This is a genomic window from Bradyrhizobium sp. FW305-F6 (assembly GCF_058782905.1).
This window is the reverse complement of sequence record NZ_JBYSYD010000002.1, coordinates 599,592-612,744: the sequence shown is the minus strand read 5'-3', so window position 1 is coordinate 612,744 and position 13,153 is coordinate 599,592. Positions and strand designations below refer to the sequence as shown.

12 protein-coding genes are annotated in these 13,153 nt (G+C 64.4%); 9 read left to right on the top strand and 3 right to left on the bottom strand.

What is annotated here, in order from left to right; genetic code table 11:
- Positions 1-424: 424 nt before the first annotated feature.
- From AC3WLX_RS14200 to ilvC, 7 genes are all read left to right on the top strand, one after another.
- The gene (locus AC3WLX_RS14200; protein WP_492336409.1) at positions 425-2,200 is read left to right on the top strand and encodes an acetolactate synthase 3 large subunit; all 1,776 of its coding nucleotides are present in this window, start codon (positions 425-427) and stop codon (positions 2,198-2,200) included.
- A gap of 4 nt (positions 2,201-2,204) precedes the next feature.
- Entirely contained in the window at positions 2,205-3,176 is a 972-nt protein-coding gene (locus AC3WLX_RS14195) for a threonine dehydratase (RefSeq protein ID WP_492336408.1), read from the top strand.
- 23 nt (positions 3,177-3,199) lie between these two features.
- Positions 3,200-3,742, top strand: coding sequence for an acetolactate synthase small subunit (ilvN, locus tag AC3WLX_RS14190; protein WP_492336407.1), 543 nt, complete (start codon positions 3,200-3,202; stop codon positions 3,740-3,742).
- Positions 3,743-3,745: 3 nt separating this feature from the next.
- Positions 3,746-4,441, top strand: a complete 696-nt coding sequence (locus AC3WLX_RS14185; protein ID WP_492336406.1) for a class I SAM-dependent methyltransferase — start codon at positions 3,746-3,748, stop codon at positions 4,439-4,441.
- A 43-nt stretch (positions 4,442-4,484) separates the two neighbouring features.
- Complete coding sequence (locus AC3WLX_RS14180; protein WP_492336405.1) at positions 4,485-5,360, top strand: EamA family transporter; 876 nt, start codon at positions 4,485-4,487, stop codon at positions 5,358-5,360.
- Between the two features lie 4 nt (positions 5,361-5,364).
- Positions 5,365-5,970 carry a LysE family translocator gene (locus tag AC3WLX_RS14175; RefSeq protein WP_492336404.1) on the top strand — a complete coding sequence of 202 codons (606 nt, stop codon included), beginning with the start codon at positions 5,365-5,367 and terminating at the stop codon, positions 5,968-5,970.
- 133 nt (positions 5,971-6,103) lie between these two features.
- Positions 6,104-7,123, top strand: a complete 1,020-nt coding sequence (gene ilvC / locus AC3WLX_RS14170) for a ketol-acid reductoisomerase (protein ID WP_100180635.1) — start codon at positions 6,104-6,106, stop codon at positions 7,121-7,123.
- Between the two features lie 271 nt (positions 7,124-7,394).
- Here the strand turns inward: ilvC and AC3WLX_RS14165 are convergent, their stop codons facing one another.
- Positions 7,395-8,015, bottom strand: a complete 621-nt coding sequence (locus AC3WLX_RS14165; RefSeq protein WP_492336403.1) for a hypothetical protein — start codon at positions 8,013-8,015, stop codon at positions 7,395-7,397.
- Here AC3WLX_RS14165 and AC3WLX_RS14160 point away from each other — a divergent pair.
- Positions 8,014-8,769, top strand: coding sequence for a TetR/AcrR family transcriptional regulator (locus tag AC3WLX_RS14160; protein ID WP_492336402.1), 756 nt, complete (start codon positions 8,014-8,016; stop codon positions 8,767-8,769). The genes AC3WLX_RS14165 and AC3WLX_RS14160 overlap by 2 nt on opposite strands.
- A gap of 208 nt (positions 8,770-8,977) precedes the next feature.
- On the top strand, positions 8,978-10,690 hold the full coding sequence (locus tag AC3WLX_RS14155; RefSeq protein ID WP_492337288.1) for an LTA synthase family protein: 1,713 nt from the start codon (positions 8,978-8,980) through the stop codon (positions 10,688-10,690).
- Between the two features lie 75 nt (positions 10,691-10,765).
- Here the strand turns inward: AC3WLX_RS14155 and AC3WLX_RS14150 are convergent, their stop codons facing one another.
- Entirely contained in the window at positions 10,766-12,322 is a 1,557-nt protein-coding gene (locus AC3WLX_RS14150) for a glycine betaine ABC transporter substrate-binding protein (protein ID WP_492336401.1), read from the bottom strand.
- Positions 12,319-13,101: an ATP-binding cassette domain-containing protein gene (locus tag AC3WLX_RS14145; RefSeq protein ID WP_492336400.1), complete on the bottom strand. Its 783-nt coding sequence runs from the start codon at positions 13,099-13,101 to the stop codon at positions 12,319-12,321. The genes AC3WLX_RS14150 and AC3WLX_RS14145 overlap by 4 nt, the downstream gene beginning before the upstream one ends.
- Positions 13,102-13,153 lie beyond the last annotated feature (52 nt).

Genomic DNA, 13,153 nt, shown 5'->3' with positions numbered 1-13,153 from the left:
CGTCATTCCGGGGGCGCCCGAAGGGCGAAACCCGGAATCTCGAGATTCCGGGTTCTCGCTTCGCGAGCCCCGGAATGACGGTCAGTTGGGTCCGACGCGCTTTTCTGCCCCGGTTCTCCAATTTACCTCTCGCCGAAGCTGGGGAACATCGCTACACTGCCGAAATCGCGCAAAAACGGTCGCATTGCCTTGACATCCAGGGTTTGGCCGCTATGTTTCGCGCAACCTTTGGGAAGCCCAGCGCCCGCCATGCGAAATATTATTACCAAACTCCTTATCGCCGTCGTACCCAGGCACACCGCCGGGGATGGCTAGCTGCCATCCACAAGACAGGCGGTGTGCATGGGCCCTCTTCGGGGCCTTTTTTATTTCCCGAACCCGACACGAACGAAGCCGCTGACAACAGCGCATCCGGAGTAAGCCAATGAACGACAAGAGCCACGATCCGAACCAGATGACAGGCGCTGCGATGATCGTCCGCGCGCTCATCGACCACGGCGTGACCGACATCTTCGGCTATCCCGGCGGCGCGGTGCTTCCGATCTATGACGAGATCTTCCAGCAGAGCGAGGTCCAGCACATCCTGGTCCGCCACGAGCAGGGTGCCGGCCACGCCGCCGAGGGCTATGCGCGCTCGACCGGCAAGCCGGGCGTTGCGCTGGTCACCTCCGGTCCCGGCGCCACCAACATGGTGACGCCGCTGACGGATGCCCTGATGGACTCGATCCCTCTGGTCTGCATCTCCGGCCAGGTGCCGACGCATCTGATCGGCAACGACGCCTTCCAGGAATGCGACACCGTCGGCATCACGCGCCCCTGCACCAAGCACAATTGGCTGGTGCGGGACGTCAACGATCTCGCGAAGGTGCTGCACGAAGCCTTCTATGTCGCGACCTCCGGCCGTCCGGGTCCGGTGCTGGTCGACGTGCCCAAGGACGTCCAGTTCGCGACCGGCACATATCATTCGCCGCGCAAGTCCGACGTGCACCGTTCCTACGCGCCGCGCGTGAAGGGCGATGCGACGCAGATCCGCAAGGCGGTCTCGCTGCTCGCGAATGCGAAGCGTCCGGTGATCTACAGCGGCGGCGGCGTCATCAATTCCGGCCCCGAGGCGACCAGGCTCTTGCGCGAGCTGGTCGAGGTCACGGGCTTTCCGATCACCTCGACGCTGATGGGCCTCGGCGCCTATCCGGCGTCGGGCAAGAACTGGCTCGGCATGCTCGGCATGCACGGCACCTACGAGGCCAACATGACGATGCATGATTGCGACGTCATGCTGTGCGTCGGCGCGCGCTTCGACGACCGCATCACCGGCCGCGTGGATGCGTTCTCTCCGGGCTCGAAGAAGATCCATATCGACATCGATCCGTCCTCGATCAACAAGAACATCCGGGTCGACGTGCCGATCATCGGCGATTGCGGCAACGTCCTCGGCGACATCCTCCAGGTGTTCAAGGCCGAGGCGAAGAAGCCCGACATCAAGTCGTGGTGGCAGCAGATCGCGCAATGGCGCGCCCGCAACTCGCTCTACTACAAGAAGAGCAACGACGTGATCCTGCCGCAGCACGCGATCCAGAGCCTGTTCGAGGCGACGCGCGGCAAGGATACCTACATCACGACCGAGGTCGGCCAGCATCAGATGTGGGCGGCGCAGTTCTACGGCTTCGAGGAGCCGCATCGCTGGATGACATCGGGCGGTCTCGGCACCATGGGCTACGGCCTGCCGGCCGCGGTCGGCGTGCAGGTGGCCCATCCCGACAGCCTCGTCATCGACATCGCGGGCGACGCCTCGGTGCAGATGACGATGCAGGAGATGTCGACGGCGGTGCAGTACGAGCTGCCGATCAAGATCTTCATCCTGAACAACCAGTACATGGGCATGGTGCGCCAATGGCAGCAGCTGCTGCACGGCAACCGGCTGTCGCATTCCTATTCGGAAGCGTTGCCGGATTTCGTCAAGCTTGCGGAGGCCTATGGCGCGGTCGGCCTCCAGGTGCACAAGCCCGCCGACCTCGACGGCGCCATCAAGGAGATGATCTCGGTCAAGCGTCCGGTGCTGTTCGACTGCCGCGTCGCAGCGCTCGAAAACTGCTTCCCGATGATCCCCTCCGGCAAGGCGCATAACGAGATGCTGTTGCCGGAACAGGCGAATGACGAGGCGACCGCGAAGGCGTTCGCGGGCGGCAAGGCGCTGGTGTGAGGCCATGTTCGACCTGAGGGAGCTCGAGCGCGCACATGCGATCGTGGGGCAGGCGGTGCCGGCAACGCCGGCGCATGCCTGGCCGTTGCTCGCAGGTCGGCTCGGCACCGAGGTCGTGGTCAAGCACGAGAACCACACGCCGATCGGCGCCTTCAAGGTACGCGGCGGCCTCGTCTATCTCGAAAGGCTGAAGCGCGAGCGGCCGAAGATCTCGGGGATCATCTCGGCGACGCGCGGCAATCACGGTCAGAGCCTTGCCTTTGCCGCGAGCCGGCACGGCGTGCCCGCGGTGATCTATGTGCCGCGCGGCAACTCGGTCGAGAAGAACCGCGCGATGAAGGCCTTTGGTGCCGAACTCGTCGAACACGGCGAGGACTTTCAGGCGGCGCGCGAGGAAGCCGAACGCCGTGCGCAGTTCGCCGGGCTCCACATGGTGCCCTCGTTCCACCCGGATCTCGTTCTTGGCGTTGCGACCTACGCTCTCGAACTGTTCCGCGCAGTGTCCGACCTCGATATCCTCTATGTGCCGATCGGGCAGGGCTCCGGCATCTGCGGCTGCATCATGGCGCGCGACCTGCTCGGCCTGAAGACCGAGATCGTCGGCGTGCAGTCGACGGAAGCGCCGTCCTATGCGCTGTCGTTCGCGGCCGGAAACATCGTGACGACCGAGACCAGCAACACGCGCGCCGACGGCATGGCGACGCGCATCCCCGACCGGGATGCATTCGCGCTGATCCGCAAGGGCGCCTCGCGCATCGTAGAGGTCACCGACGACGAGGTCGCCGCCGCGATCCGCGCCTACTGGACCGATACGCATAATCTCGCCGAAGGCGCCGGCGCAGCCGCGCTGGCCGCGGCGCTGCAGGAAAAGAGCGAGCTGAAGGGCAAGCGCGTCGGTCTCGTGCTTTCCGGGGGCAATATCGATTTCGATCTGTTCCGCCGTTGGGTCGGGACGGACGCGCCGGCGATGGTGTGACGAAGAGACAAGAGGGGACGACAATGAACCAGCCCGCATCCGCCTATTTCATCGAGGATCGCCACGATCCCAACGAGACGCATACGCTTGCCGTGCTCGTGCAGAACGAGCCCGGCGTGCTCGCCCGCGTCATCGGCCTGTTCTCGGGCCGCGGCTACAACATCGAAAGCCTTACGGTCTCGGAGACCGAGGCCCAGAAGCATCTGTCGCGCATCACCATCGTCACCACTGGCACGCCGATGGTGATCGCGCAGATCAAGAACCAGCTCGACCGCATGATCCCGGTCTACCAGGTCGTCGACATGACCCAGACCCGCCGCTCGATCGAGCGCGAACTGGCGATGGTGAAGGTGCGCGGGCAGGGCGAGCATCGGGTCGAGGCACTGCGGCTGGCGGATGCGTTCCGGGCCCGGGTAATCGATGCCACCACAGAGAGCTTTGTGTTCGAGATCACAGGCAATACCGACAAGATCAATCAGTTTATCGACCTGATGCGCCCGCTCGGCCTCGTCGAGGTGTCGCGCACGGGTGTTGCCGCGATCGGTCGCGGGCCTGAAGGGATGTGAGCCATGCTGGCGCGCGACTGGTACTACAACGAGCGGAACCGGATGGGGATCGAGCCCGCTGTGGCCTCGATCTACGACGCCCACGACGATGCCGACATGCGGGCGCGCGCCGCTCTGAAAATGCTCGGTGTCCAGCGCGGCTGGCGCATTGCGGACATCGGCTGCGGCAACGGCGTGCTCGCGACCGAAGCGGCGCTGATGGGCGCCGACGTCGACGCCATCGACATTTCGCCGGCCATGCTGGCGCTGGCCGAGATCTATGCCCGCGATCGCAAGGCGCCCGTGCGCACGCAATCGGCCGGGCTGCTCAGCTTTGCCTACCGCCCGGAATCCTATGATCTCATCGTCAGCGAGTTCACGCTGCACCATCTGCCGGATTTCTGGAAAGCGGTGGCGATGTCGCGGATCTATCGTGCACTGAAGCCGGGCGCGAGCTTCTATTTGCGCGACATTGTCTATACCGCGATGCCCGACGCGATCGAACGCGACGTCGAGCAATGGGCCGACTTCCAGATCAAGAACCACGACTTCTCGCGAGAGAGTGTCGTGACGCATATGCGCGATGAATATTCGACCTTCGGCTGGGTGATGGAGCGGATGCTGATCGATGTCGGCTTCAAGCTGGTCTCGGCCGATTACCACGCACCAATGCACGGTACGTATCTGCTGCGTAAACCGAAGGCCGGCGAGCAAGGCTAGAACAACAACAGGGCTGCACGACAAAGCAGAACCGGAAACAGCAATGAAGCCGGCGGACATCTTCATCGCCGTGATGGTGGCGATCATCTGGGGGCTTGCGTTCGTGGCAAGCCGGATCGCGCTCGACGAGCTTTCGCCGGAGCTGATGACGGCGTTGCGCTTTACCATCGCCGCGGTGCCGTGCCTGTTCATTCCCAAGCCGAAGATCGCCTGGTCACTGCTGATCGCGATCAGCTTCACGCTGTTCCTCGGTCAGTTCCTGTCCCAGGCCTATGGCATCGCTCACGGCGTGCCGGTGGGCTTGACCTCCGTCGTCGTGCAGAGCCAGGCGCTGTTCACGATCGGTTTTGCCGCGACCCTATTCGGCGAACGTCCCACGCCGGTGCAGACGCTCGGTATCGTAATCGCCGCTGCCGGGTTGCTGATGATCTGTGGAACGGTCGGCTACGACTTCAGCGTCGCCGCCTTCGCGGTGCTGATGATCTCGCCGATCAGCTTTGCGATTGGCAATCTCTTGCTGCGCCAGGCACGCGGCGTGCCGATGTTCGATCTTTTCGCCTGGCTGTGCCTCAGCGCCGCCGTGCCGCTGTTCGCGCTGGCGCTGATCGCCGACGGGCCCGCGCCGACCTGGACATCGCTGACGCAGATATCCCCGACGACGGCGCTCTGCATGCTGATGCTCGGTGGCATCTCCACCAGCATCGCCTACTGGCTCTGGGGCCGCCTGTTGCGCGACTATCCCGCCGCGCAAGTGGTGCCGTTCGCGCTGCTGGTGCCGTTCGTCGGCTCGGCGGCGTCCAGCATCGTATTCGGCGAACGGTTCGGCCCGTTGCGCCTCGCCGGCATGCTGACCGTGATCTTTGGGATCGCCGTGATGGTGCTGGCGAAGCGCCCGCAAGTTCTGCCGAAGACCGCGTGAGGTGATGTTGACCTACTCGCTGTTCTACGCCTTCCTCGTCTTCATGGTCGTGATGTACTTCACGCCAGGGCCGAACAACATCATGCTGCTGTCCTCTGGCCTGACCTATGGCTTCCGCCGCACCATTCCCCATATCGCCGGGATCGTGCTCGGCTTCGCCTTCATGGTCGCCGCGGTCGGCCTCGGGCTCGGCACCGTCTTCCTGGCCTATCCGATCCTGCAGACTCTCCTGAAATATGCCGGCGCCGCCTATCTGATCTACCTGGCCGCCGTGATCGCGATGTCCGGTCCGGCCAAGCCGGGTGAGGAGACGGCCCACGGCCCGATGGCCTTCTGGAGCGCGGCGATGTTCCAGTGGATCAACGCCAAGGGCTGGGTGATCGTGATCGGCACCATCACCGCCTATGCGGCAATCGCCCAATTCCCGCTCAACATCGCCATCCAGACCGTGATCAGCCTCATCGTCGGCACGGTCTCGACTGTGGTCTGGGCGCTGTTCGGCACTGCACTGCGGCCGGTCCTGACCTCCGAGCGGCTGGTGCGCGCCTTCAATGTCCTGATGGCGATCCTGCTGCTGGCTTCCCTCTACCCCGTTTTCATGGATGCATGATGTCGCGGATTTCCATGCAGAAACGGGTTTCCCTCAGGGCTGAAAATGCTCTAGACAGCCCCCGAAATCCGCAAATTTCACCCTTCGGACACTGACCATTGGCCGATTTCGGCCCTGAACGAGGAAACGACCTATGCGTGTTTATTACGATCGCGACGCCGACCTGAACCTGATCAAGGGCAAGAAGGTCGCCATCGTCGGCTATGGCAGCCAGGGCCATGCCCATGCGCTCAACCTCAAGGACTCCGGCGTCAAGGACGTTGCCATTGCGCTGCGCAAGGATTCGGGCTCGGTGAAGAAAGCGGAGGCCGCCGGCTTCAAGGTGATGGAAGTCGCCGAAGCCGCCAAATGGGCCGACCTCGTCATGATGCTGACCCCGGACGAGCTCCAGGGCGATATCTATCGCGAGCACCTGCACGACAACATGAAGAAGGGCGCCGCTCTCGTGTTCGCGCACGGCCTCAACGTCCACTTCAACCTGCTCGATCCGCGCGCCGACCTCGACGTGCTGATGATCGCGCCGAAGGGCCCCGGCCACACCGTGCGTTCGGAGTATCAGCGCGGCGGCGGCGTGCCTTGCCTGATCGCGATCGCCAAGGACGTCTCGGGCAACGCCCATGATCTCGGCCTGTCCTACGCTTCGGCGGTCGGCGGCGGCCGAGCCGGCATCATCGAGACCACGTTCAAGGAAGAGTGCGAGACCGACCTGTTCGGCGAGCAGGTGGTGCTCTGCGGCGGCCTGGTCGAACTGATCAAGGGCGGCTACGAGACCCTGGTCGAAGCCGGCTACGCGCCGGAGATGGCCTATTTCGAGTGCCTGCACGAAGTGAAGCTGATCGTCGACCTGATCTATGAAGGCGGCATCGCCAACATGAACTACTCGATCTCCAACACCGCCGAGTACGGCGAGTACGTCACCGGCCCGCGCATCATCACCGACGAGACCAAGAAGGAGATGCGCAAGGTTCTGGCCGACATCCAGGGCGGCAAGTTCGCGCGCGACTGGATGCTCGAGAACAAGGTCAACCAGACCTCGTTCAAGGCGACCCGTGCCAAGCTCGCCGCGCACCCGATCGAGGAAGTCGGCGCCAAGCTGCGCGACATGATGCCCTGGATCAAGAAGGGCGCGCTGGTCGACAAGAGCAAGAACTGACCTCTACGCCGTCATTCCGGGTTCGCGAAGCGCAACCCGGAATCCAGAGGTTGCGGATCGAGATTTCCGGGTTCGCGTTAGCGCGCGCCCCGGAATGACGAGCGAAATCCAAGCTTCGCTCGCCAAGCCAAATCTTAGGCCTTGGCGACTATGGTCGAGCGAGATCGCAAACAGCGGTCTCGCTCTTTTCATCTCGGCAAGACATTGCTCTTTCATTCTTTCCGCGACCTGAAGCAGTTGAGCGGCCTGGCTCCTGCCAAGTAGCGTCGCTTCAGCCCGCCGGGACGGTCTGCCCGCCCGGATGGCGGGCCATCGCAATCATGCGCAGCGCCATCACGATGAGCAGTGGAAGCAGGAAGGCGGCATAGAGCGGCATCGCCGGCACGCGCTTGCCGAATGACACCATGAACTGGAACCAAAGATAATAGCCGCCGACAAGATGCAGCGTGCGCCAGGCGCGCGGCCCGATCAGCGCAGCCGTGCGGTCGAGCGACGTCGCGCTCATGGCGATAATGAATCCATAGCCGATGCCGCCGAAAATATAAGAAGCCGCCGAAGTGGCTTCCGCGAAGCTCGCCGGGTCCATATTGGCAAAGGCGACAATGGCGGCTGCATGGATTGCGTGGGAGCCCGCAAAGCTCAAGCCCAGATAGCGGCGGTTGCGGCGCAGCCATCGCGTCCCGGCACCGGGCCACAGCCGCGCCAGCGCCGCGGCGCTGAAGGCGAGGCAAAACAGCAGCAGCGAGCTTCGCGCTGTGAAACGGATCACCATGCGAACGCCCTCGACCTCGAAGTGCCGCATCGAGGCGATCCAGAGGCTCAGGGCGACCAGGCTGCATGCAAGGACGGCGAGCAGCCGCCAGCCTTCGAGCCAGCTTCGATGTTGCGGCATGACGATCCTCCCTCTTAATGTAATCGGTGATTACATTCGCGGCGGTCAGATCGTCAACAGTGTAATCAGTGATTACATTCACGTTCGGGTGATGCTAGAAGGCGCTATGCCCACCCGCCAGACGTCCAAGCCGCGTTCCCGCCGAACCGCCGAAGCCCGGCCATATCACCACGGCAACCTTCGCCGCGTGTTGATAGACGCTGCCTTGCAGCTAGCGGCGGAAGGTGCCGAGGTTTCGGTCCGTGAGGCGGCCCGCCGGGCGGCGGTCTCGCCAGGGGCTCCGTTCCGGCACTTTCCGAACCGCGAGGCCTTGATGGCCGCAGTGGCGGAGGAGGCGCAGCGGCGCTTCCGCGCCGAGATCGAGGCGGCGCTGCGCGAGGCGCCCGCATCGCCGCTCGACAGATTCCGCGCCTATGGCCTGGCCTACCTGCGCTGGGCCATGCGCAATCCCGCCCACTTCGAGATCATCTCGACCGGCCGCTATTTCGCCCATGGTAGCTCCGAGGAGCTGACGCGCGACAACGCCGAGCTGATCGGGCTGTCGGAACAGATGCTGGCCGATGCGGCGGCGCAGGGCCTGCTGCGGCCAGCCGATTTGAAGCGCATCCAGATCGCCGGTCGCGCCTTGGTCTACGGTTTCGCCCGGATGAATCTCGATGGCCACTTTCCGCGCTGGAGCGTCGAGGCGAGCGAGATCGAGCGGATGGCCGAAGGGGTGATCGACCTGTTCATCGCGGGGATCGCCAAGCCCTGACGCGCTCCGCGCGCCCTGTCTGCCAGCCGATCGTCTCTCGTCCGCAATGGGCGAAGGTCGGATCATGGCGCGCATTGCCTGTCATTGACCGTTCCGTTACAATTTTATGACACGGTGCAGGCTTCCGGCTGCGCCGGGCGCCGCTAGCCGGAATGAGGGTCGGCAGGCGGCTAGGCATTACCTCTCCGGACAGAGTTGCGTGTCGTCGATGGCGCCCGCGCCCAATCCAGTTCCTTCTGCCGCGACCGCCGTGTTGGCGAGCGTCGCCGCGCTCGGCATCTGGCGGCTGCTGGCGGTTGCTGCGCCGCACCTTGCCGCCCTCGCCCTGATGTACGAGACCGAAAACGATTTCGGCTCGCGCCTCTCCTTCGCGCTCGCCTGGGGCATTCTCAACTTCTTCTGGCTCACGCTGCTGCGCCGGCCGGCGCTGTCGGGCGCGCTGTCCCTGACCATGGTCGTGGTGCTGATGCTGCTGTCGCGGCTCAAGCACGACGTTGTGCAGATGACGGCCAACTTCATCGACCTGATGATGATCGACCGCGACACCGTCGCATACCTGTTCACGATCTTCCCGAATTTGCGCTGGTCGGTGATCCTGGCTGGCCTCTTCACCCTGCCGCTGATGTATGCGCTGTGGTGGCTCGATCCGTTCCGCATCCGCCGCCTGCCGGCGCTCGCCTGCAAGCTCGCCTGTCTCGCAGCCCTCGCAGGCTATTCGCTCTATCACCCGGACGAAGCCTGGCGCGGCTATTACGACGACGGCTATCTGTCGAAATTTTTCCGCTCCGGCGTGAGCTCGGTCTCCGACTTCGTGCAATACGGCTTCATGGAGTCGGCCGCCGCGAGCAGTGAGCAGCTCAACGTGCCGCTGGTCGATTCCTGCCATCCAGCCGGCCGGCGGCCAAACATCATCATGATCCATGATGAATCCTCCTTCGACATTCGCGCCGCCCGGGGCATCAAGGTGCCGCAAGGCTATGGCAGTCACTTCAAGTCCTGGGACGGCAAGCAGCGCACGTTCCTGGCCGAGAGCAATGGCGGGCCGAGCTGGTTCACCGAATACAACGTGCTTGCGGGCCTCTCGTCGCGCTCGTTCGGCCGCTTCGCCTATTTCGTGACGCGCATCGCCTCGAACCGCGTCGAGCGCGGCCTGCCGCTCAGCTTGCGCCGCTGCGGCTACGACACTCTTTCGCTCTATCCCGCCCACGGCGGCTTCATGGGCGCGCGCAGCTTCCAGATGACGACCGGAATAGAGCGCTTCCTGGACTCGAAGGACCTCGGCGCCAAGGATGTCGAACCGGATAGCTTCTTCTACGACAAGGCGCTCCAGCTGATCGGCCAGCAGCCGCCGAACAAGCCGCTGTTCACCTTCATCTATCTCGGCGCCAATCACTTCCCCTGGGAGACGCGCTTCCGCCCCGACCTGCTGCCGAACTGGCGCGCGCCCGGCAATGGGGTGTCCATCGACGAATATCTGCGCCGGCAGGCGATGAGCGCGGAGCAGTACAAGGCCTTCATCGCGGGCCTGAAGAAGAAGTTCCCCGGCGAGCCCTTCCTGATCGTGCGCTACGGCGATCACCAGCCGGAATTCGCGCCCAACCTGCTCGAGCCCGGCCTCGACGACGGCGCTCTCGGCAAGAAGCTCGATGCCTACGATCCGCGTCTCTACGCCACCTATTACGCGATCGACGCCCTCAATTTCGAGCCGGTGAAGAGCGAGGCCGTGATGGACACGATCGACGGCCCCTATCTGCCGCTGGTCATCCAGGAGGCTGCCGGCATCCCACTGGATCCCTCGTTCGCGGAGCAGAAGGAGATCATGCTCCGCTGCAAGGGTATCTTCTACGGCTGCAAGGACGGCGCCGAAGCGCGGCGGCTGAACCGGTTGCTGATCGACGCCGGAATGATCCGGGGGTTGTAGTCTCTCGGTGGGATTGCGAACGCGCATCTCAAAGAACGTGGGCACGGCGCAAGTGCGCCTTTGCCCACTCCAAGCCTACTGCTTGATCTTTCCCCAAAGCCATTTCGCCACCGCATCCGGCGATGAGTTCGCATCGTTGCCGCTGGCGCGCAGGTTCGCCTCGCGCATGGTGGCGATGTCGATCTTGCCGAGCAATGGCCTCAGCGCTGCCTGGAGCTGCTCGTCCCCGGCGCGCTTCGGCGCCAGCAGCAGGATGGCGTCGTAAGGCGGGATGGCGTGTCTGGGATCGTCGAGCGCGACGAGATCGTATTTCGCGATCAATCCGTCGCTGGTGTAGCCGGCGATCACGTCGACCTCGCCGCTGGCGGCGGCTGCATACATGAAATCCGGCTGCATCTGGCGTTGGGACCGGAAGGAAAGCCCGTAAGCCTTTTGCAGGGCCGCCCATTCGGGTCGCGAGAAGAATTCGTAGTCGCCGGCAATCGACAGACTCGATGCGTATGCGGCGAGGTCGGCGATGGTGCGGATGCCAAGCGCCTCGGCGCGCTTCTTCGGCATCACCAGCGCATAGGCGTTCTCGAAGCCGAGTTCGCCGAGCAGGGTGATGTTCTCCTTCGCAAGCGCCGTCTTCAGTTCCGCAATCAGCTCCGTGCGCGGCTTGATTTCGGTGCGATGCAGCTGGTTGGCCCAGAGCGTGCCGGAATAGTCGACATAGAGATCGATGTCGCCTGCCTTCAGCGCTTCGAAGATCACGCTCGAGCCGAGGCCGGAGCGTGCCGTCGCTGACAGGCCGGCGGCCTGGAGACGGTCCCTGATCAGCGCGGACAGCACGTATTGCTCGGTAAATGTCTTGGCGCCGACCAGGTAGCCCTGCGAGGAGCGGCCCATTGTCGGCACCAATGTTGCGGCGACGAGAGCGGCGATCCCGACGCCGCCAAGCGCTGCGCGCACACGGCTGCGACGACGCAGACCGTTCTCGATCAGGCCAAGCAGTTGATCGACGGCGAGCGCGAGTACGGCCGAGGCCAGGCAGCCGAACAGCACGAACACCCAGTTCTGGGTCTGCAGCCCGGCGAAAATGTAGTTGCCGAGGCTGGTCTGCCCGATCGGGGTCGACAGCGTCGCGGTGCCGATCACCCACACCGCGGCGGTGCGGATGCCCGCCATCATCACCGGCAGCGCGAGCGGCAGCTCGACCATGAGAAGCGACTGCCGGGCGGTCATGCCGACACCCTTGGCGGCCTCGATCAGCGCGGGATCGATGCCGTTGAGGCCGGTGATGCCGTTGCGCAGCACCGGCAGCATCGAGTAGAGCGCAAGCGCCAGCATTGCCGGCAGGAAGCCGAAGGCGGAGAAGGAAACGCCGAACCAGGTCAGCGCGATCGAGGCTGCCGCGAGCAGCAGCGGATAGAACAGCGCAAGCAGCGCCAGTCCCGGGACTGTCTGCACGACGCTGGCAAGCGCAAGCAGGATGCTGCGCGGCGCCGGACGGTCGCGCGTGAGGATGGCCAGCGGCAGGCTCAAGGCGAGGCCGAGCGCGAGCGCGGCGAGGCTTACCTGCACATGATTGCCGAGATAATCGGGCAGATGCGCCAGCGCCTCGCTCCAGCGCGGATCGGTGAGGAGGCTCATGCCGCACCGCCCTGCGGCAGCAGCGCGTTGAGCCGCTCGACCTGACGCCGCGGCGTGCGCAGCAGTTCCAGGACGTAGTCGTCGCCGTTCTTGGCGAGCTCATTGGGCGTGCCCTGCGCGAGCATCTGTCCGCCGCGCATCACGGCGATGCGGTCAGCGAGCAGGATTGCCTCTGTCATGTCATGGGTGATCATCACGGTGGTCAGCCCCAGCTTGCGATGCAGCGAGCGATAGTCCTCGCCGAGTGCGTCGCGGGTGAGGGGATCGAGCGCGCCGAACGGCTCGTCCATCAGCACGATGCGAGGCCTTGCCGCGAGCGCCCGCGCCACGCCGACGCGCTGGCGCTGACCGCCGGAGAGTGCCTCCGGCAAACGGTCGCGATGGGCTGCGCGGTCGAGCTGCACCAGCTCCAGCAACTCGTCGACACGGGCTACGATCGAAAGTGGCGGCTCGCCCAGCAATTTCGGCGTGATCCCGATGTTGTCGGCGACGCTCAGATGGGGAAACAACCCGCCGCTCTGAAAGACGTAGCCGATCCGCCGCCGCAGCGCGACCGGATCGACGCGTCGCACGTCCTCGCCCTCGACGGTGATGGTACCGCCATCGGCCTCGATCAGCCGGTTGGCGAGCCGCAGCAGCGTCGTCTTGCCGGAGCCCGAGCCGCCGACCACCGCCAGAAACTCGCCCTCCGCAATGTCGAGCGAGACGTCGTCGACGGCCGCGAGTGAGCCGAAGCGCTTGGTGACGTGCTGGTAGCTGATCGCCAGCTTGGAAGACATCGCAGGTGAGCTCTCTTTATCTCTTATCCCCCCTGGAGAGGGAGGGTCGATC